The organism is Nocardioides sp., assembly GCF_044226765.1.
GTDB lineage: Bacteria > Actinomycetota > Actinomycetes > Propionibacteriales > Nocardioidaceae > Nocardioides.
Map to the genome: position 1 here is coordinate 298643 of NZ_JBGAGJ010000003.1, position 20768 is coordinate 319410.

Annotated in this window: 16 protein-coding genes and 1 tRNA gene; 14 read left to right on the forward strand and 3 right to left on the reverse strand. The window is 72.4% G+C overall.

The window, feature by feature from the left end:
- Positions 1–27: 27 nt before the first annotated feature.
- Both ACILRH_RS09075 and ACILRH_RS09080 read right to left on the reverse strand, forming a co-directional pair.
- Positions 28–204: a DUF6104 family protein gene (locus ACILRH_RS09075; RefSeq protein ID WP_395692572.1), complete on the reverse strand. Its 177-nt coding sequence runs from the start codon at positions 202–204 to the stop codon at positions 28–30.
- A gap of 121 nt (positions 205–325) precedes the next feature.
- Positions 326–4009: a multifunctional oxoglutarate decarboxylase/oxoglutarate dehydrogenase thiamine pyrophosphate-binding subunit/dihydrolipoyllysine-residue succinyltransferase subunit gene (locus tag ACILRH_RS09080; RefSeq protein ID WP_395692897.1), complete on the reverse strand. Its 3684-nt coding sequence runs from the start codon at positions 4007–4009 to the stop codon at positions 326–328.
- Between the two features lie 273 nt (positions 4010–4282).
- Here ACILRH_RS09080 and ACILRH_RS09085 point away from each other — a divergent pair, with 273 nt between their 5' ends.
- From ACILRH_RS09085 to ACILRH_RS09095, 3 genes are all read left to right on the forward strand, one after another.
- On the forward strand, positions 4283–4873 hold the full coding sequence (locus ACILRH_RS09085) for a hypothetical protein (RefSeq protein WP_395692574.1): 591 nt from the start codon (positions 4283–4285) through the stop codon (positions 4871–4873).
- The gene (locus tag ACILRH_RS09090) at positions 4873–5802 is read left to right on the forward strand and encodes an LCP family protein (protein WP_395692576.1); all 930 of its coding nucleotides are present in this window, start codon (positions 4873–4875) and stop codon (positions 5800–5802) included. Before ACILRH_RS09085 ends, ACILRH_RS09090 begins: the two co-directional genes overlap by 1 nt.
- 87 nt (positions 5803–5889) lie before the next feature.
- Positions 5890–7152, forward strand: coding sequence for a hypothetical protein (locus tag ACILRH_RS09095; protein WP_395692577.1), 1263 nt, complete (start codon positions 5890–5892; stop codon positions 7150–7152).
- Between the two features lie 65 nt (positions 7153–7217).
- On the opposite strand, the gene ACILRH_RS09100 is transcribed toward ACILRH_RS09095, so the two are convergent.
- A tRNA-Arg gene (locus ACILRH_RS09100) sits at positions 7218–7290 on the reverse strand.
- Positions 7291–7433: 143 nt separating this feature from the next.
- On the opposite strand from ACILRH_RS09100, the gene argS reads away from it, so the two are divergent.
- The 11 genes from argS to prmC all read left to right on the forward strand — a co-directional run bounded on the left by argS (position 7434) and on the right by prmC (position 20765).
- Positions 7434–9113 carry an arginine--tRNA ligase gene (argS, locus tag ACILRH_RS09105; protein ID WP_395692579.1) on the forward strand — a complete coding sequence of 560 codons (1680 nt, stop codon included), beginning with the start codon at positions 7434–7436 and terminating at the stop codon, positions 9111–9113.
- Positions 9114–9129: 16 nt separating this feature from the next.
- Positions 9130–10533: a diaminopimelate decarboxylase gene (lysA, locus tag ACILRH_RS09110; RefSeq protein ID WP_395692581.1), complete on the forward strand. Its 1404-nt coding sequence runs from the start codon at positions 9130–9132 to the stop codon at positions 10531–10533.
- Entirely contained in the window at positions 10533–11855 is a 1323-nt protein-coding gene (locus ACILRH_RS09115; RefSeq protein WP_395692583.1) for a homoserine dehydrogenase, read from the forward strand. The genes lysA and ACILRH_RS09115 overlap by 1 nt, the downstream gene beginning before the upstream one ends.
- The gene (thrC, locus tag ACILRH_RS09120) at positions 11852–12958 is read left to right on the forward strand and encodes a threonine synthase (protein WP_395692585.1); all 1107 of its coding nucleotides are present in this window, start codon (positions 11852–11854) and stop codon (positions 12956–12958) included. The genes ACILRH_RS09115 and thrC overlap by 4 nt, the downstream gene beginning before the upstream one ends.
- 5 nt (positions 12959–12963) lie before the next feature.
- Positions 12964–13869 carry a homoserine kinase gene (gene thrB, locus ACILRH_RS09125; protein WP_395692586.1) on the forward strand — a complete coding sequence of 302 codons (906 nt, stop codon included), beginning with the start codon at positions 12964–12966 and terminating at the stop codon, positions 13867–13869.
- Positions 13870–14292: 423 nt separating this feature from the next.
- On the forward strand, positions 14293–16047 hold the full coding sequence (gene rho, locus ACILRH_RS09130; RefSeq protein WP_395692899.1) for a transcription termination factor Rho: 1755 nt from the start codon (positions 14293–14295) through the stop codon (positions 16045–16047).
- 96 nt (positions 16048–16143) lie between these two features.
- Complete coding sequence (locus ACILRH_RS09135) at positions 16144–16515, forward strand: response regulator transcription factor (RefSeq protein WP_028637545.1); 372 nt, start codon at positions 16144–16146, stop codon at positions 16513–16515.
- A 151-nt stretch (positions 16516–16666) separates the two neighbouring features.
- On the forward strand, positions 16667–18307 hold the full coding sequence (locus ACILRH_RS09140) for a sensor histidine kinase (protein ID WP_395692588.1): 1641 nt from the start codon (positions 16667–16669) through the stop codon (positions 18305–18307).
- A gap of 118 nt (positions 18308–18425) precedes the next feature.
- Positions 18426–18650 carry a 50S ribosomal protein L31 gene (gene rpmE / locus ACILRH_RS09145; protein WP_395692590.1) on the forward strand — a complete coding sequence of 75 codons (225 nt, stop codon included), beginning with the start codon at positions 18426–18428 and terminating at the stop codon, positions 18648–18650.
- Positions 18651–18832: 182 nt separating this feature from the next.
- Positions 18833–19921, forward strand: coding sequence for a peptide chain release factor 1 (gene prfA, locus ACILRH_RS09150; RefSeq protein ID WP_395692592.1), 1089 nt, complete (start codon positions 18833–18835; stop codon positions 19919–19921).
- Position 19922: 1 nt separating this feature from the next.
- On the forward strand, positions 19923–20765 hold the full coding sequence (gene prmC / locus ACILRH_RS09155) for a peptide chain release factor N(5)-glutamine methyltransferase (protein ID WP_395692594.1): 843 nt from the start codon (positions 19923–19925) through the stop codon (positions 20763–20765).
- Positions 20766–20768: the final 3 nt, after the last annotated feature.

Here is a 20768-nt window from a genome sequence, read left to right on the forward strand (position 1 = left end):
ATCAGCGAGTCCGCTGACGCGTCCTCGCTAGTCCTCCGGGTCGTCGAGACGGGCCAGCCAGGTGGCGAACCGCTCGACGGCGGTCTCGAACTCCGGGTGGGTGTCGGTGAACTCCTGGAGCCGGTCGGCCAGCCAGGCGAGGGTGACCTCCTCGTCCCCCCGGCGCCGCTCGAGCTCCTCGATCCCGCGGTCGGTGAAGTACACGGTCAGTCCTTCCGCCGGGGTGGTTTCGAGGCCCGCTGCGCTCGCACCTCAGCCACCGTGACCGGCGTCGAGGTGCGCGGAGCGCCAGCGACGAGCCTCGAGACCACCGCGGTCCTCCGGCTCAGGAGAACGCCCGGGCGACCAGGTCCTTCTGCTCCTCGGTGTGGCGCTTGACGGTGCCGACCGAGGGGGAGGAGGACTCGGTGCGCCCGACCAGCTCGACCTGGGCGTCGACGTGCGGCCACACGTTGAGCGCGTAGTGCGGCCACGGGCCGTTGTTCGCGGGCTCGTCCTGCACCCAGCGCACCGCGCGGAGCTTGGGGAACCGAGCGATCTCGGCGCGGATCTCGTCCTCGGGCCGCGGGTAGAGCTGCTCGACCCGCGCGATCGCGAAGCGGCCGGCGTCCTCGCGCTTGGCCCGCTCGACCATCAGGTCCCAGGTCACGCGGCCCGAGCAGAGCAGCAGCGTGTCCACCTGCTCGGGGTCGGCCGCGGCGTCGCTGATGAACGGCTCGAACGTGCCGGAGGTGAACTCGTCGGGGCCCGAGGCCGCCTCCTTGCGCTTGAGCATCGACTTGGGCGTGAACACGATGAGCGGCTTGTGCTCCTCGCCGAGCGAGTGCTGGCGCAGCAGGTGGAAGTACGACGCAGGCGTCGACGGCTGCGCCACGGTGAACGCCTCGTCGGCGGCCATCGTCATGAAGCGCTCGATGCGCGCCGAGGAGTGGTCGGGACCCTGGCCCTCGTAGCCGTGCGGCAGCAGGAGCACGACGCCGGACTGCTGGCGCCACTTGGTCTCGCCGGAGGTGATGAACTCGTCGATGACGGTCTGGGCGCCGTTGACGAAGTCACCGAACTGCGCCTCCCAGAGCACGAGCGCCTCGGGACGGGCGACCGAGTAGCCGTACTCGAACCCGAGCGCGGCGTACTCCGAGAGCAGCGAGTCGTAGACGTAGAACTTGGCCTGGTCCTCGGTGAGGTTGGCCAGCGGCGTCCACTCGTCGGCGTTGACGCGGTCGATGATCGTCGCGAACCGGGACACGAAGGTGCCGCGCCGCGAGTCCTGCCCGGCCAGCCGCACCGGGCGGCCGTCCATCAGCAGGGAGCCGAACGCCAGGATCTCGCCGGTGCCCCAGTCGATCGGACCGTCGGCGATCGCGGCGGCCCGGCGCTGGAGCTGCGGCATCACCTTGGGGTGGACGGTGAAGCCCTGCGGCGGCGTGACGTACGCGTCCGCGATCCGCTTGAGCACCTCGCCCGACACCGCGGTGCGGGTCTTGCCGGCCGGCTTGTCGGGGTAGTCGGGGACCGTGGTCCACTCCGAGGGCTGGCTGCTCGCCTCGCGCACCTCGGTGAACACCCGCTCGAGCTGCTGCTGGTAGTCGCGCAGGACCTGCTCGGCCTCCTCGATCGTGATGTCGCCACGGCCGATGAGGGACTCGGTGTAGAGCTTGCGGACCGAGCGCTTCTGCTCGATCAGGTCGTACATCAGCGGCTGGGTGTACGACGGGTCGTCGCCCTCGTTGTGACCGCGCCGGCGGTAGCAGACCAGGTCGATGACGACGTCCTTGTTGAACGCCTGGCGGTACTCGAACGCCAGCCGCGCGACGCGGATGCAGGCCTCGGGGTCGTCGCCGTTGACGTGGAAGATCGGCGCCTGCACCATCCGGGCGACGTCGGTGCAGTAGAGCGAGGAGCGCGAGGACCCCGGCGAGGTCGTGAAGCCCACCTGGTTGTTGACGACCAGGTGGATGGTGCCGCCGGTGCGGTAGCCGCGCAGCTGGGAGAGGTTGAGCGTCTCGGCGACGACGCCCTGGCCGGCGAACGCTGCGTCGCCGTGGACCAGCAGCGGCAGCACGGGGTACGCCGCGCCGCGGTTCAGCACGTCCTGCTTGGCCCGCGCGATGCCCTCCAGCACCGGGTCGACCGCCTCGAGGTGCGAGGGGTTCGCGGCGACGGAGACCTTGATCTCGGCGCCCGACCCCGCGGTGAAGGCACCCTCGGCGCCGAGGTGGTACTTGACGTCGCCGGAGCCCTGCACGGTCCGCGGGTCGATGTTGCCCTCGAACTCACGGAAGATCTGGCTGTACTTCTTGCCGACGATGTTGGCGAGCACGTTGAGCCGGCCGCGGTGGGCCATGCCGATGGTGACCTCGTCGAGGTCGGCCTCCGCGGCGGCCTCGCAGATCTCGTCGATGACCGGGATCGTGGTCTCGCCGCCCTCGAGGGAGAACCTCTTCTGGCCGACGAACTTGGTCTGCAGGAAGGTCTCGAAGGCCTCGGCCTGGTTGAGCTTGAGCAGGATCCGCAGCTGCTCCTCGCGCGGCGGCTTCGTGTGCGGCTGCTCGACCCGCTCCTGGATCCAGTGCCGCTGCTCGGGATCCATGATGTGCATGTACTCGATGCCGGTCGTGCGGCAGTAGGAGTCGCGCAGGATCCCTAGGATCTGGCGCAGCTTCATGAAGCGCCGGCCCTCGCCGCCGAACGAGCCGGTCGCGAACTCCCGGTCGAGGTCCCACAGGGTCAGGCCGTGCGACTCCACCTCGAGGTCGGGGTGGCTGCGCTGGCGGTACTCCAGCGGGTCGGTGTCGGCCATCATGTGGCCGCGCACCCGGTAGGCGTGGATCAGCTCGAGGATGCGTGCCTGCTTGCTGATCTCGTCGTCGTGGGTCGCGGAGATGTCGTTGGCCCAGCGGATCGGCTCGTAGGGGATCCGCAGCGACCGGAAGATCTCGTCGTAGAACTCGTCCTGGCCGAGCAGCAGCTGGTGGATGCGCTTGAGGTACTCGCCGGACTGGGCGCCCTGGATGACCCGGTGGTCGTACGTCGACGTCAGGGTCATGACCTTGCTGATCGCGTTGCGGGCGATCGCCTCCTCCGAGGCGCCCTGCCACTCCGGCGGGTACTCCATCGCACCGACACCGATGATCGCGCCCTGGCCCTTCATCAGGCGCGGGACCGAGTGCACGGTGCCGATGCCGCCGGGGTTGGTCAGCGAGATCGTGGTGCCCTGGAAGTCCTCGATCGTGAGCTTGTTGTCGCGGGTCTTGCGGACGATCTCCTCGTAGGCGGTCCAGAACGCCGCGAAGTCCATGGTCTCGGCGGCCTTGATGCTGGGGACCAGCAGCTGGCGCGAGCCGTCGGGCTTCTTGACGTCGATCGCGAGGCCGAGGTTGATGTGGGCGGGCTGGATGAGGGTGGGCTTGCCGTCGACGACGTCGAACCCGACGTTCATCTCCGGCATGGCGCGCAGCGCCTTCACCATCGCGTAGCCGATGACGTGGGTGAAGCTCACCTTGCCGCCGCGGGCGCGTGCGAGGTGGTTGTTGATGACCGTGCGGTTGTCCCACAGCAGCTTGACCGGGACCGACCGCACGGACGTCGCCGTGGGCACCGATAGCGAGGCGTCCATGTTGGCGACCGTGCGGGCCGGGGCGCCGCGCAGCACGGTGTACGTCGGCTCGTCGCTCGCCGCGGGCGGGGCGGCCGGACGCGACTCCTTGGGCACGGGGTTGCTGGTGCCCTTGGCCGGCTCGGCGGCCTTGGTGACCGGGCGGGGTCGGGCCTTGGGAGCCGGGGTCGGCGTCGGGTCCACGTGCGGTGCCGGCGCGGCGGCCTGCTCGCGGGCGGGCGCGGGCTTCGCTGCGGCCGGGGCGCCGGTCGCGCCGTTGCCGGTCGCGCCGTTGCCGGCCGCGCCGTTGCCGGCCGCGCCGTTGGTCCGGGCGGCGGCCTTGCCGTTGGCCTGGAAGTACTGCACCCAGGTCGGGTCCACGCTGCCCGGGTCCCGCTGGTACTGGTCGTACATCTCCTCGACGAGCCACTCGTTGGCGCCGAAGTCGGCGCCGGAGGTCTCGGTCGGACTGCCTGGGGACTGCGGCACGGGTTGATTCGCCTCTTCCGGTACGTGCGCGGGGGTGTGCTCCAGACGTCAAGGCTAGACCTACGGCCCAGCAAATGCAGACTGCCCGGGTGGAGTTTCGGCGTGGTGTGCCCCGAGCCACACGCCGGTCACCGACACTGCCGGGCAGGATCGGATCGACCAGACGCCGACGAGACGCCGAGAGGACGTGGTCGGAGCATGAGGGGACCAGCGCGCAGCGCCGTCCGGGCGGCAGGCCTGGCGGGCGCGGTGACGGTCGCCGTCGCACTCGTGGCGGCCGGCTGCAGCGGGGACAGCGACGAGCCGTCGGGTGCACCCTCGACGTCCCCGACCGCCCCGGCCGAGCAGACCCAGGTGTCGTGGGGGAAGGTGACCGGCCGCCTGCCGCAGCCGGCCCGGGAGCGGGTCGCAGCCACGGTCACCGACCTGGTGGACGGCTGGACCACCGCGGCGTACCTCGGCGGCGACTACCCGCGCAGCGCCTTCACCGACGCCTGGCCGGGCTTCACCCCGGGCGCGCAGCAGCAGGCCCGCCGCGACCGGGACCTGATGAGCAACGCCGACATCGGGGCCCGCATCGACGGGGTGGACCTGCGCCGCAGCACGGTCCGCATCGACGCCCTCGCCGTCAAGCAGCGCCCGGTGGGCGTGACCGCGCACGTGGCGCTCACCTTCCGCACGACCGGTGACCTGGCCCGCGACGTCCGGGTCCGCGGCCGGCTCTACCTCACGCCGACCGACCACGGCTGGAAGGTGTTCGCCTACGACGTCACCAAGGGGGTCGTGTGATGGCCGGCAGGGGGATGTCCCACCGGACGCCGGCGCGCCGGGCGCTCCGCGTCCTCGCCGTCGGACTGGTCCTCGCCGTCGCCGCACTGGTCGTCCCCGACTCGGCGGTCAAGCCGACCGAGGTCGCCCTGGTCAAGGTCGACCGCGCCGAGGGCGTCGACGTCGATCCCGACGTGATCTGGATCCTCGCCGTCGGGTCCGACGCCCGGCCGGGGGAGGACATGACGCACACCCGCGGCGACGCGCTGCAGCTGGTCGGGATGAACACCCGCACCGGTGCGGCCGCGGCCATCGGCGTGCCCCGCGACTCCTGGGTCGACATCGCCGGGCACGGCAACGACAAGATCAACGCCTCCCTCTACTACGGCGGCCCCCAGCTGCTGGGGAAGACCGTCGGCGACCTGGTCGGCATCCAGCCCGACTACGTCTTCGTGACGCGGTTCAAGTTCTTCCAGGCGATGGTCAAGGGGATCGGCGGCATCGAGGTCGACAACCCCGTCGCCTTCGACGACACCTACCTCAAGCCGGCCGGCTTCCCGAAGGGCAAGATCCACCTCGGTGGGTACGACGCCATGGCGTTCTCCCGGATCCGCCACAACCTGCTGCGGGGAGACTTCGACCGCTCGGCCAACCAGCAGCGGGTGCTGCGCGGCATCCAGGCCAAGGTGGCCGCGCGCGCCCACGTGCCCGGCTTCCTGGAGAAGGGGGTGCTGTCGGTGATGGACAACCTCGACACCGACCTGTCCCCGGCCGAGCTGTTCCGGCTGGCCCAGGCCGTCGCGCAGGTCGACCCGAAGAAGGTCACCACCTGCGTGGTCCAGGGCAGCATCGGCGACATCGGCGGTGCGAGCGTCGTCCTGCCCTACGTCGACCAGGCCCGGGCACTGGGCGACGAGGCCCGCAAGGACGCGACCCTCGAGCACTGCTGACGTCGCCGCTGGCAGTGCCCGGGCGAGGCGGGGTGACGAATTCCGCGTTCACCCGACACCGCGTCGCCGGTGATGCTTCACTCCACCATGGCTTCTCCCGCGCGGTCTCCCCGTGCCCCTCGCGCTCTCGCGGCACTGGCCGGCGCCGGCCTCCTCGTCGCGCTCCCTGCGGCACCCAGCCTGGCCGCGGATGCCCGCCCCGGCGTCGTCACCGTGCGGACGGTCCAGGTCGGCAAGCCGGGCAACCCCGCGGTCGGCGTCGTCCCGTTCACCGACGCGATCTACGCCTCCTGCGCCGACGCCCCGACCACGGGCCCGGACTGCGTGTCCATCGGAGGGGTCGACCACCGGTACGGCATCGCCGAGCTCGAGACCACGGTCGGCCAGTGGGTGACCTTCCTCAACACAGTCGACCCTCGGGGGCGCGACGCACACCGGCTCTGGACGCGGTCGCAGGGCTCGACGGCCTGGCCCGGCTACGGCCAGGTCGACCGCGTCCGGCACGCCCGGCCGGGCACCCACTACCGGGTGGCCGCGAAGGCGTGGGCGGACAAGCCGTACGGCTTCGCGACCTTCCTGTCCGCCGCCCGGTTCGTGAACTCCCTGGACAACGGGACGGTGCTGTCCAGGTCGCGCGCACACCGGCACGGTGTCCGCTACGTCACCTACCGCGTGCGTCTCTCGCCGCGGACCGAGCGGGGCATGTACGACCTGCGCGACCCCGCCGCCACCCGATCGCGCCAGAGCGGGTTCGTCGTGCCGAGCCAGGACGAGTGGGTGAAGGCGGCCTACTACGACCCGGACGGGGGAGGCACCCTGTCCTACTGGAAGTACCCCACCAACCCGGGCGTGTTCGGTGACGGCAGTGCGACCGCGCCCCACCCGACCGCGCTCGACTACTCCACCGGGGACGTCGTCAACCGTCGGGACCAGCCGCTGGCGGGCTTCCGCGCGAGCGGTCAGCCGGCGCCGACGTGGTGCCCGCCCGCGGCCCAGCTCTCCGGCGGCGGCTGCTCGACGGTGAACCCGTTCGGGATGGGCGCGTCGGCGTACGCCAAGGCCTTCGTCGGGAGCCTCGCGACCGTCGGACAGGCCCGCACCCGCTCGCCGTGGGGCACCCTCGACCAGGGCGGCAACGCGGTCGAGTGGACCGACACGATCACGCCGCCGCCGTCCGGGCGCGACGGCGGGCGCACGTGGCGCCGACTGCACGGTGGCGTGGCGAACGCGCCGGCGTACCAGATGTGGCCGTCCGCGGTCGGCCTGCAGCCGCAGGACAACGCGTTCTTCGCCCGGACCTACCCGTGGCTCGGCTTCCGGGTCGGCGTGGTCGGGAGCCTCGGGCGCTGACGCCTCTGCTCGTCGAGGGGGCTCGTCGAGGGGGCTCGTCGAGGGTGGGGCTCGTCGGTGGTGGGCGCCTCCGGCAGGATTCGAACCTGCGACACCTGGTACCGGAAACCAGTGCTCTATCCCCTGAGCTACGGAGGCAACGACCCCGCTGGGATCGCCGGCGGGGCTGCGCGTCACCCTACAACCGGGATCTCACGGACGTGCAATCGGCCGGGCCGCCCGGCGGTCTCGCCGTCGATATCGATGCGAGGTCGCCGCTCCGGCGCCGATACCCTGGGCCGGTGACTCCTGAGCAGCTCTCCACCGCGATCGTCGACGTGCTGACGACGCTGTCGGCCGAGGGTGCGATCACCCTGCCCGACGGCGTCCCGACGACGGTGACGGTGGAGCGGCCGCGCCAGAAGGGGCACGGCGACTACGCGACCAACGTCGCCATGCAGCTGGCCAAGAAGGCCGGGACCAACCCGCGGGAGCTGGCCGCACTCGTCCAGCAGCGCCTCGCCGCGGTCGACGGGGTGGCCGCCGTGGAGGTCGCCGGGCCCGGGTTCCTCAACATCACCGTCGCCGCGGGTGCCCAGGGCTCGATCGCCGGGCAGGTCGTCGAGGAGGGGGACGCGTACGGCGTCACCGCCACGCTCGCGGGTGAGCGGATCGACGTCGAGTTCATCTCGGCGAACCCCACCGGCCCGCTGCACCTGGGGCACACCCGCTGGGCCGTCGTGGGCGACGCCATCGCTCGGGTGCTCGAGGCCGCAGGTGCGTCGGTGACGCGGGAGTTCTACATCAACGACCGCGGCAACCAGATGGACCTGTTCGGCGCCTCCATCGAGGCCGCCGCCCTGGGCCTGCCGACGCCCGAGGACGGCTACCACGGCGACTACATCGGCGACCTCGCCGAGCAGATCGTCGCCGCCGACCCCGCGATCCTCGACCTGCCCGAGCCCGAGCGGCGGGTCGCCTTCCGGGAGAAGGGCTACGAACTGCAGCTCGCCGACCAGCGCGAGCAGCTCGCACGGTTCAACACCGTGTTCGACGTGTGGTTCTCCGAGCGGACCCTCCACGACAGCGACGACGTCGCGACCGGGCTGGAGAAGCTGCGGGCGCAGGGCCACCTCTTCGACGCCGACGGCGCACTGTGGATGCGCACCACCGACTTCGGCGACGACAAGGACCGGGTGCTGATCCGCTCGAACGGCGAGCTCACCTACTTCGCCAGCGACACGGCGTACTACGTCAACAAGCGCGAGCGGGGCTTCGACCGGTGCATCTACCTGCTCGGTGCCGACCACCACGGCTACGTCGGCCGGCTCAAGGCGATGGCGGCGTGCGCGGGCGACGACCCCGAGCGCAACATCGAGGTGCTCATCGGCCAGCTGGTCAAGATCGTCAAGGACGGCGAGGAGGTCCGGCTGTCCAAGCGGGCCGGCGACATCGTCTCGCTGGAGGAGCTGATCGACGAGATCGGCACCGACGCGCTCCGCTACTCGCTCGCGCGCTACCCGGCCGACTCTCCGCTCGTGCTCGACGTCGCGGAGATCACCAAGGCCTCCAACGACAACCCGGTCTACTACGTGCAGTACGCCCACGCCCGGACCTGCCGGATGATGGAGAACGCCATCTCGCTCGGGATGTCGCTGCCCACCGACCTGGCCACGGGGTTCGACCCGACCCTGCTCTCCCACGAGCGGGAGGGCGACCTGCTGCGGTCGCTCGCCGAGTTCCCGCGCGTGGTGGCCTCCGCCGCCGAGCTGCGGCACCCGCACCGCGTCGCCCGCTACCTCGAGGACCTGGCCGCGGTCTTCAACCGGTGGTACGACACCCGCGAGTGCCGGATGCTGCCCCAGGGCGACGAGCCCGTGACCGCGGTCAACGAGGCGCGCCTGGTGCTCGTCGCGGCGGCCCGCACCGTGTTCGCCAACGGGCTGCGTCTGCTCGGGGTGTCCGCCCCCGAGCGCATGTGAGCCGACGGGGCCCCGGATGAGCACCACCCACGAGGCCGGCTGGGCGCACGCGTCCGGCGCGCTGCGCGGTCCCGCCTGGCTGCAGCCGCCGCGCGACCCGAACGCGCTGGTCCCGCACCTGTGGTCCCAGACCGCCCACAAGCGCGACGGCGAGCTGCACGTCGGTGGCCTGTCGGTGGCCGAGCTGGTCGCGGACGTGAACACGCCGGCGTACGTGCTGGACGAGGAGGACTTCCGGGCGCGGGCGGGGGCGTTCCGCGACGCGTTCGCGGCGTACGACGTCTTCTACGCCGGCAAGGCGTTCCTCTGCACGACGGTCGCCCGGTGGGTCGCCGAGGAGGGCCTCAGCCTCGACGTGTGCTCCGACGGCGAGCTGACGGTGGCGCTGCGGGCCGGCTTCGACCCGGCGCGGATCGGCTACCACGGCAACAACAAGACGATGGTCGAGCTGCGCCGCGCCGTCGCCGAGGGCGTCGGGCGCATCGTGGTCGACTCCTTCGACGAGATCCGTCGCCTCGAGACGATCACCGCCGAGTCCGGGCTCGGTGCCCGGGTGATGGTGCGGGTCACCGCGGGCGTGGAGGCGCACACCCACGAGTACATCGCCACGGCCCACGAGGACCAGAAGTTCGGGTTCTCGATCACCTCCGGCGACGCGATGGAGGCGGTGCGGCGGGTGCTCGCGGCGCCCGGCGTCGAGCTGCTCGGGCTGCACTCCCACATCGGCAGCCAGATCTTCGACTCCTCCGGCTTCGAGGTCGCGGCCCGCCGGGTGCTGGCCCTGCAGGCCCGGATCTCCGACGAGCTCGGCGTCACGCTCCCCGAGATGGACCTCGGCGGCGGCTTCGGCATCGCCTACACCACCCAGGACGACCCCGCCGACCCGGCGCAGCTGGCCACCGAGATGACCAAGATCGTCGAGCACGAGTGCCGCGCGCTCGGCATCCCCGAGCCGCGCCTGTCCATCGAGCCCGGCCGAGCGATCGTCGGTCCGGCCGTGTGCACCGTCTACACCGTCGGCACGGTCAAGGCGGTCGAGCTCGACGGCGGCGCGGTGCGCACCTACCTCTCGGTCGACGGCGGGATGAGCGACAACATCCGCACCGCCCTGTACGACGCCGACTACTCGTGCACGCTGGCCTCGCGCTCCTCCGAGGCACCGCCGGTGCTCTCGCGCGTCGTGGGGAAGCACTGCGAGGCCGGCGACGTCGTGGTCAAGGACGAGTTCCTCCCCGGCGACATCGCGCCCGGCGACCTGCTGGCGGTGCCGGGGACCGGCGCCTACTGCCGCTCGATGGCCTCGAACTACAACCACGCGCTGCGGCCGCCGGTGGTCGCTGTGCGGGACGGGGTCGCGCGCGTCGTCGTACGCCGCGAGACTGTCGACGACCTGTTGGCGACGGACATGGGTGATCAGTGATGGAGGGCGACAAGGCCAGCCCGGACCGGCTCCGGGTCGCGGTGCTCGGCTGCGGCTCGGTCGGCTCCCAGGTGGTGCGGCTGCTCGACGAGCAGGCGAGCGACCTCGCGGCGCGCATCGGAGCGCCGGTCGAGCTCGTGGGGGTGGCCGTGCGGAGGATCGACGCGGCCCGGGACGTCGAGGTGCCCGCGGGGCTCCTCACCACGGACGCGGTCGGGCTGGTCTCGCGCCCCGACGTCGACCTCGTCGTCGAGGTGATCGGCGGGATCGAGCCGGCGCGCTCGCTGATCCTCGCCGCCCTGGAGAGCGGGGCGTCCGTGGTGACCGCCAACAAGGCGCTGCTCGCCGAGGACGGCCCGACCCTGTTCGAGGCTGCCGAGAAGGCCGGCCGGGACCTCTACTACGAGGCCGCCGTCGCCGGCGCGATCCCGATCCTGCGGCCGCTGCGCGAGTCGCTCGCCGGTGACAAGGTCACCCGGGTGCTCGGCATCGTCAACGGCACCACCAACTTCATCCTCGACAAGATGGACACCTCCGGCGCCGGGTTCGAGGAGGCGCTCGAGGAGGCCCAGGAGCTCGGGTACGCCGAGGCCGACCCCACCGCCGACGTCGAGGGCTTCGACGCGGCGGCGAAGGCGGCGATCCTGGCCTCGCTCGCCTTCCACTCCCGGGTGACCGCCGCCGACGTCCACCGCGAGGGGATCTCCGACGTCACCGCCGCCGACGTGCAGTCGGCCCGTGACATGGGCAGCGTGGTCAAGCTCCTCGCGATCTGCGAGCTGCGGTCCGGCCCGGGCGGGGAGGAGGCGGTCTCCGTGCGCGTCCACCCGGCGATGATCCCCAGGTCGCACCCGCTGGCGTCGGTGCGCGAGGCCTACAACGCGGTGTTCGTCGAGTCCGAGGCCGCCGGACAGCTGATGTTCTACGGGCCGGGTGCGGGCGGGTCGCCGACCGCCTCCGCTGTCCTCGGCGACCTGGTGACGGTCGCGCGCAACCGGCTCGCACGGACGCGGGGCGCCGGCGAGTCGGCGTACGCCGACCGCGCCGTGCTGCCGATGGGGGAGACGGTCACCCGCTACCACGTGGCGATCGACGTCGACGACCGCGCCGGCGTGCTCGCCGCCGTGGCGACCGCGTTCGCCGAGAACGGCGTCTCGATCCAGACCGTCCGCCAGGAGGGCCGCGGCGCCGACGCCCAGCTCGTCGTCGTCTCCCACGAGTCGACCGACGCCCAGCTCCGCGCGACCGTCGAGCACCTGCGCGACATGGAGATCGTGCGTGAGGTCACCTCCGTCATGAGGGTCGAAGGAGCAGGAGAGTGAGCCCCGAGCTCGTGCCGAGCATCACCCGCACGCACCAGTGGCGGGGCGTCATCGAGGAGTACCGGGACCTCCTCGCGATCCCCGAGGGCACCGTCGCCGTCACGCTGCGGGAGGGCGGCACGCCGCTGGTGTCCTCCGAGTGGCTCTCCGGCCTGACCGGCGCCGAGGTGTGGCTCAAGGTCGAGGGCGGCAACCCGACCGGCTCGTTCAAGGACCGCGGCATGACCGCGGCGATCTCGGTCGCCAAGCACGACGGGGCCGAGGCGGTCGTGTGCGCCTCGACCGGCAACACGTCCGCATCGATGGCTGCGTACGCCGCGAAGGCCGGCCTCAAGCCGCTGGTGCTGGTGCCCGAGGGCAAGATCGCCGCCGGCAAGATGGCCCAGGCGATCCTCCACGGCGCCCAGGTGATCATGGTCCGCGGCAACTTCGACGACTGCCTCGGCATGGCCAAGGGCCTGGCCTGGGACTACCCGGTCGCCCTGGTCAACTCGGTCAACCCGGTGCGGCTGGAGGGACAGAAGACCGCGGCGTTCGAGATCGTCGACTTCCTCGGCGATGCGCCCGACTACCACCTGCTGCCGGTCGGCAACGCCGGCAACATCTCGGCGTACTGGTTGGGCTACACCCAGTACTGCGACTGGGGGATGGCGACGAAGAAGCCGGTCATGCGCGGGTTCCAGGCCGCCGGGGCGGCGCCCCTGGTGACCGGCGAGCCGTTCCCCGACCCCGAGACCCGCGCCACCGCGATCCGGATCGGCAACCCGGCGTCGTGGAAGCTGGCCGAGGCCGCGCGCGACGAGTCCGGCGGACGCTTCGCCGCGGTCAGCGACGACCAGATCCTCGCCGCCCAGCGGGAGCTGGCCTGTCGCGACGGGGTCTTCGTCGAGCCGGCGTCCGCGGCCGGTGTGGCCGGACTCCTCCAGGAGCTGGCCGGCGGCGAGTCCTACCGCGGCAGCACCGTCGTGCTCACGGTGACCGGCCACGGGCTCAAGGACACGGCCACCGCCCTCGAGGGCTTCGCCGAGAGCGGCGGGACCGTCGTCGACACCGTCATCGACGCCGACGTGGCGGCCGCCGCCGCCGCGGCCGGGCTCGCCTGACCGCCGTGGTCACCTTCGTCGACGGCCCGGTCCGGGTCTCGGTGCCTGCGACCTCGGCCAACCTGGGTCCCGGGTTCGACTCGCTGGGGCTCGCACTGGCGATGCGGGACTCGCTCACCGCCGAGGTCGGCGGCTCGGGACTCGAGGTCGCGGTGCGTGGGCCGGGGGAGGGCACCCTCGCCCTCGACGAGTCGCACCTCGTCGTGCGCGCGATGCGCGCCGCCTTCGACCTGGTCGGGCGTCAGCCGGACGGGCTGCGGCTCACCTGCGCGAACGTCGTCCCGCACGCCCGCGGCCTCGGCTCGTCCTCGGCGGCGATCGTGGGTGGCGTGGTGCTGGCCCGCGCGCTGGTGGCCGGTGGCGGGCTGCTGGTCGACGACGACGCGCTCTTCGGCCTCGCCGCCCGGATCGAGGGTCACCCCGACAACGTGGCGCCGGCGTTCCACGGCGGCTTCGTCATCTCCGGGCGCGACGGTCGGGGCTTCTACGCGGTCCGGGCGAGCGTCGACCCGCGGATCGAGGTGGTGGTGCTGGTGCCGCCGACCCCGGTGTCGACGGAGGCCGCGCGTGGGCTGCTGCCCGCGGAGGTCCCGCACGCCGACGCCGCCGCCGATGCCGGCCGCACCGCCCTGCTCGTCGCCGCCCTGGCGGGTCAGCCCGAGCACCTGCTCCGCGCCACCCGCGACTTCCTGCACCAGGAGTACCGCCGGCCGGCGATGCCCGAGTCGCTCGCGCTCGTCGACCTGCTCCGCGCGGACGGAGTTCCGGCGGTCGTCTCCGGCGCCGGCCCGACCGTGCTCGCCTTCACCGACCGCGGTGGCGCGCCCGACCTGCTGGCCCGGTGCCCGGACGGCTGGACCGCCCACCACCTCACCGTCGAGCAGGAGGGCGCCCGGGTCGAGCCGGGCTGACTCCGTTCGGGGCCCTGAGGCGCTGCTGGTTTACCCGGTCGACCGGGTAAACCATCGCTTGTCGGCGAGAACTTCGGCCGACAAGCGATGGTTTACGCCGACAACCCTGGCGTCATCCGCCCCGCACTGGCGGTCGCGAGGCCTCACCCGTGTCCCGGAGCCGCGCGCCGTCCCCGTCGGTGTATCTTGGGCCGCGCGCCGAGCTCTCGGCGCGTCTCTCCCTCGTCCACGCGCGATCTCGTCGCGCACCGCGGCGCCCCTCTTCGTGGAGCCCGGCGGGCGCGGGGGCTCAGCACCCGATGCCGCCGGCCCTGGCCGGTCCGGCACTGATACGTGGGAAGGACTCACGTGACCGACAACTTCGAACCCACCGCGCCCGCGGCCGACAAGCCCGCGAAGAAGCGCGGCGGTGGGCTCTCCACCATGCTGCTGGCCGACCTGAAGTCGATGGCCGCGGGCCTGGGGATCCCAGGCGCGGGCTCGATGAAGAAGGCCCAGCTCGTCGAGGCGATCAAGGCCCACCAGTCCGGCGGCGGTCGCTCGGCGACCCCCCGGTCCGAGGGCGCTCCGACACAGGAGCCCGCGCCGAAGCGCGAGCGCGCGCAGGCCCAGCCGGACCGGCAGGGCCAGGACAAGAAGGACCAGCAGAACCAGCAGAACCAGCAGCAGGACACGCAGAGCAAGCAGGGCCAGCAGCAGGACAGGCAGGACAAGCAGCAGGACAAGCAGGGCAAGCAGAGCAAGCAGGGCCAGCAGCAGAACCAGCAGAACCAGCAGCAGAACCAGCAGCAGAACCAGCAGCAGAACCAGCAGCAGAACCGGCAGCAGTCGCAGGGCAAGCAGCAGAACCAGAACCAGAACCAGAACCAGAACCAGCAGGGCCAGCAGAGCCAGGGGCAGCAGGACCAGCACGACCAGGGCGACGACGACGGTCAGCGCGAGGGCAGCCGGCGCAACCGCCGCCGCCGGGGCCGCGACCGCGACGTGCCCCGCCCCGGGGGCGGGGGTCGCGAGCCCGACACCACCATCCTCGAGGACGACGTGCTCGTGCCGGCCGCCGGCATCCTCGACGTCCTCGACAACTACGCGTTCGTGCGCACCAGCGGCTACCTGCCCGGTGCCGAGGACGTCTACGTGTCGCTGTCGATGGTCCGCAAGTACGGCCTGCGCCGCGGCGACGCGGTCGTCGGGCAGGTGCGCCAGCCCCGCGAGGGCGAGCGCAAGGAGAAGTTCAACCCGATGGTCCGCATCGACAGCGTCAACGGGGCCGATCCCGATGCTGCCCGGACCCGTGGCGAGTTCTCCGATCTCGTGGCGATCTCGCCGACGGAGCGGCTGCGCCTGGAGACCACGCCCGACAACCTGACCGGCCGGATCATCGACCTCGCCGCCCCGGTCGGCAAGGGCCAGCGCGGGCTCGTCCTCTCGCCCGCGAAGGCCGGCAAGACGGCGGTGCTGCAGTCGGTCGCGACCTCGATCACGACCAACAACCCCGAGGTGCACCTCATGGTGGTGCTCGTCGACGAGCGCCCCGAGGAGGTGACCGAGTTCCAGCGCTCGGTCAAGGGCGAGGTCATCGCCTCGACCTTCGACCGTCCCGCGAGCGACCACCTGATGGTGGCCGAGCTGGCCGTCGAGCGCGCCAAGCGGCTGGTCGAGCTCGGCCACGACGTCGTGGTCCTGCTCGACGGCATCACCCGGCTCGGCCGGGCGTACAACTTCTCGGCGCCCTCCGGCGGCCGCATCCTCTCGGGTGGCGTGGACGCGTCGGCACTGCACCCGCCGAAGAAGATCTTCGGTGCGGCGCGCAACCTGGAGAACGGCGGCTCGCTGACCATCCTCGCGACGGCCCTGGTCGAGAGCGGATCGACGGTGGACGAGGCGATCCTGGAGGAGCTGACCGGCGCGGAGAACCTCGAGCTCCGGCTCGCGGGCGACCTGGCGTCCCGAGGCCTCTTCCCCGCCGTCGACGTCGCCGGCTCCGGCACCCGCCGCGAGGAGCTGCTGATGAGCGAGGAGGAGCTCGCGATCGTCTGGAAGCTGCGCCGCGCGCTCGCCGACCTCGAGCGCCCGCGGGCGCTGGAGGTCCTGCTCGAGCGGCTGCGGTCGACCTCGACCAACATCGAGCTGCTCATGCAGGTGCAGCGCTCCCCGTCGGCCCTGACCGGCCGCGCGTGACGCGGGCGGCCCGGCCGGTCCGGTCTGCGGGTATCCGGCCCGTCCGGGTCGCGGGGGGACTAGGCTGCGGACCCACACCGATGGAAGGGGACGTGAGTGGCTCGGATCCTCGTCGCGGACGATGACGTCGACATCCGCGAGCTCGTGGAGTTCAAGCTCTCCACGCTCGGGCACGACGTGGTCGCGGTGTCCGACGGAGCGGCCGCCATCGACGCCTGCCAGGCCGAGCGCCCCGACCTCGCCGTGCTCGACGTCATGATGCCCGGCGTGTCCGGGCTGGACGCGATCCGTGCGATCCGGGCCGACCCGGCGCTCGCCGACCTCCCCGTCATCCTGCTGACGGCGCGGGCCCAGGAGTCCGACGTCGAGACCGGCTTCGACTCCGGGGCGGACGACTACATCACCAAGCCGTTCAGCCCCCGCGAGCTCGCCTCGCGGGTGCAGGCGCTCCTCACCCGGTCCGGCTGAGGCCCGGCCCGACCCGGCCCGATCCTCCCCGATCCTCCCCGATCCTCCCCGATCCTCAAGGAACGCTCCGGCTCTGGTCGATAGCGGCCCGTCCTCCGGGTGGCGCGGTACCCTCCTGCCAAGGGTGTGGGGGCACTCCGGGGGGAGAGGCATGAGCTCAGGGCGACCTGTCGCGCGGCTGGTCTCGCCCGTCATCGTCCGGCTGGGGGTGATGACGGCGCTGATGGCCGCCATCGCCGTGCTCGGAGTCGTGCTGTCCACCTCGGCGGTCAACTACCTCACCCACGACCTCCAGCCTGCGGCCGCGGCGAACCAGAACGTCTACCAGGACCTCACCGACATGTCGGCCGCGGTCCAGGCCTGGTCGAGCTCGGGCCTCCCTGCGGCCAAGGACGACTACCAGCAGGCCCTGGTGCGGCTGCCGGCCGACGAGCAGCGGGTCCGGCAGTTCGCCCAGGGCGACAACGAGCTCGAGCTGCTGGTCGTGCGCCAGGAGCGGGCGGCGCAGGAGTGGATCACGACGTACGCCGCGCCGCGGATGCAGGCCAAGGGCGGCACGCCGATGACGACCCAGCAGGCCCGCGCCGGCTCCCAGCTCTTCGACGCGATCCGCAGCGCCCACCAGGAGACGACGGCGGCCTTCGACAGCCGGGTCCGGCAGGCCAGCACCGACGCGTCGTTCCGCCTCAAGGGCACCATCCTCGCCGTGGTCGCCCTCGCGCTCGTCTCGTGGTGGCTCGTGTCCCGGTCCCGCCGCCGGCTCACCACCGAGCTGACGCAGCCGCTGCTCGCCCTGGAGGCGGTCGTGCAGCAGATGGCCCGCGGCGACCACGACGTACGGGCGCAGCCCACGGGTCCGAAGGAGGTCCGGGCCGTCGCCTCCGCCCTCAACGAGTTCGCCGACGGGCAGGCGCGTGCGCGTGCCGTCGAGGGTCGGATCCAGAACGAGCTGCGCACCCTGGACACGGCCAAGGACGACTTCGTCTCCAACGTCTCGCACGAGCTGCGCACCCCGCTGACGACGATCGCGGGCTACCTCGAGCTGGTCGCCGAGGAGTTCGACGGCCGGATGCAGCCTCGCCACGAGAAGATGCTCGAGGCCACCCGCCGCAACGTGACGCGCCTGAAGGCACTCATCGACGACCTGCTGGCGCTCTCCCGCGCGGAGGGCCGCGGCACGGACAGGGAGCCGGTCGACCTGGCCCTGCTGCTGCGCGAGGCCGCCACCGACGTGCGCATCACGGCGGCCCGGCGGGGCATCCACGTGCACGTGGACGCCCCGGAGGAGGTCGTGCCGGTCCTCGCCGACCGGGCGATGCTCCACCGAGCCCTGCTGAACGTGCTGGTCAACGCCGTCAAGTTCAGCCACGAGGGCGGCAGCGTCGAGGTGGGGCTGCGCACCACCGGCGCGACCGCCGAGGTGATGGTGGCCGACCACGGGATCGGCATCCCCGCTGCCGAGATCGACCGCCTCGGCACCCGCTTCTTCCGCGCGTCGAACGCCGTGCACAACGAGATCGCGGGCACCGGGCTCGGTCTGCGGATCATGCAGACGATCATCGACAAGCACGACGGTGACGTGGTGATCGAGTCCCAGGAGGGCGAGGGCACGACCGTGACGGTCCGCCTGACCCTGCACCCCGACCGCGTGCCGACCCCGCCGCTGCACGAGCTCGTCGACGCCGAGGACTCCCTGGCGGTGGAGGCTGCGAACGGCCTGGTCATCGAGGACCCGGCGGAGCTCGATCCGGGCCTGCCGCGGATCGTCCCGGCGTTCCCACGCCGGTCCTGAGATGGGAACAACCTCGATTACCGCGACGTTCTGACCCGTGACACAATCGTGCGCTGGCTCCGGTTCACGTCCGCCCATCAGGGGCGAGGCGACCCGGCGGCCCCCTGAAAGGACAGCCATGAAGAAGGACATCCACCCGGACTACGTCGAGACCCAGGTGACCTGCACCTGTGGCAACTCGTTCACGACCCGCAGCACCGCGACCTCCGGCGTCATCCACGCCGACGTCTGCTCGCAGTGCCACCCGTTCTACACCGGCAAGCAGAAGATCCTCGACACCGGCGGCCGCGTCGCCCGGTTCGAGGCCCGCTACGCCAAGAAGGCTGCCGAGGCCAAGAAGTAGCTGCGACCGAGCGCCGGCTCCTGCCCCCGAGGCGGGGCCGGCGCTCGTCGTGTGTCACGGCCCGGTGCCGCGCTTGCGCGGCACGGGTCAGACCGGGAGGTTGAGGAGGCCGGCGTCGGCCGGAGCGAACCGACGGGCTGCGTGGCTCGTCTCGAAACCTGGCGATCCGAAGGGCAGGGCAGATGTTCGAAGCGGTGGAGGGCATGCTCGCCGAGCACGCCGAGCTCGAGCAGCGCCTCGCCGCGCCCGAGACCCACGCGGACGCCCGCCTCGCCAAGCAGCTCAACCAGCGGTACGCCGCCCTGTCGTCGATCATCGGCGCCTGGCGCGACTGGCAGCAGCTCGGTGACGACGTCGGGGCCGCCCGGGAGCTCGCGGCCGAGGACCCGGCGTTCGCGGACGAGGCCGAGTCGCTGGTCCAGCGTCAGCACGACGCCGAGGAGCGGCTGCGCCGGCTGCTGGTGCCCCGCGACCCCGCGGACGACAAGGACGCGATCCTCGAGGTGAAGTCCGGCGAGGGCGGCGAGGAGTCCGCCCTGTTCGCCGGCGACCTGCTGCGGATGTACACCCGTTACGCCGAGCGCCGGGGGTGGAAGGTCGAGGTGCTCGACGCCGCCGAGTCCGACCTCGGCGGCTACAAGTCGGTCACCGTCGCGGTCAAGGCGAAGGGGTCCTCCCAGGGAGTCGGGCAGGGCCCCGGCGATGCGCCGTACGCCCTGCTGAAGTTCGAGGGCGGCGTCCACCGCGTGCAGCGCGTGCCGGTGACCGAGTCCCAGGGCCGCGTCCACACCAGCGCGGCGGGGGTGCTGGTGCTCCCGGAGGCCGAGCAGGTCGACGTCCAGGTCGACGACAACGACCTGCGCATCGACGTCTTCCGGTCCAGCGGGCCCGGCGGGCAGAGCGTCAACACGACCGACTCGGCCGTGCGCATCACGCACCTGCCGACCGGCATCGTCGTGAGCTGCCAGAACGAGAAGAGCCAGCTGCAGAACAAGGAGCAGGCGCTGCGGATCCTGCGCTCCCGGTTGCTCCAGGCCGCGCAGGAGGCCGCCGAGGCGGAGGCGGGGGAGGCCCGCCGCAGCCAGGTGCGCACGGTCGACCGCTCCGAGCGGATCCGCACCTACAACTACCCCGAGAACCGGATCTCCGACCACCGCACCGGCTACAAGTCCTACAACCTCGACCAGGTCCTCGACGGCGACCTCCAACCGGTCCTCGACTCGTGCGTCGAGGCCGACCTCGCCGCGCGGCTCGAGGCGCTCGAGCAGTGAGATGGGCGTGACCGACCGGCGAGCCGTGCTGCGCGACGCGACCGTCCGGTTGCGCGCGGCCGGGGTGGCGAGCCCCGAGCACGACGCGGCCGAGCTGCTCGCGCACGTCCTCGGCACGACCCGCTCCCGGCTGGCCCTGGTCGAGCTCGTCGCGCCCTCCGCGGTGGAGGAGTACGACGGCCTGGTGGCGCGCCGCGCCGCGCGGGAGCCGCTGCAGCACCTGACCGGCGTGGCGTGGTTCCGGCACGTCGAGCTGGCGGTCGGCCCGGGGGTCTTCGTGCCGCGTCCGGAGACCGAGCTGCTGGCCGGCTGGGCGGTCGAGCAGGCCGGCGACGGCAGCGTGGTGGTCGACCTCTGCACGGGGTCGGGTGCCGTGGCCAAGGCCATCAAGGACGAGGCGCCCGGGGCGCAGGTGCACGCCGTCGAGCTGGACGACGGCGCCTTCCGCTGGGCCGAGCGCAACCTGGCGGGGACCGGCGTCGACCTGCGCCACGGCGACATGGCGACCGCCTTCGACGACCTCGCCGGCGGCGTCGACGTGGTGACCTGCAACCCGCCGTACGTGCCGCTCGAGGCCTGGGAGTCGGTGGCCGCGGAGGCCCGTGACCACGACCCGCACCTGGCGCTCTTCTCGGGCGCGGACGGCCTGGACGCGATCCGGGTGCTCGAGGCCCGGGCGGCGGTCCTCCTGCGGCCCGGAGGGGTGGTCGGCTTCGAGCACGCCGACGCGCAGGGGGAGTCGGCCCCCGCGGTGTTCGCCGCGACCGGACGCTGGGCCGACGTGCGCGACCACGCCGACCTGGCAGGTCGGCCGCGCTACACGACCGCGCGGCTGGCACGATGAGCC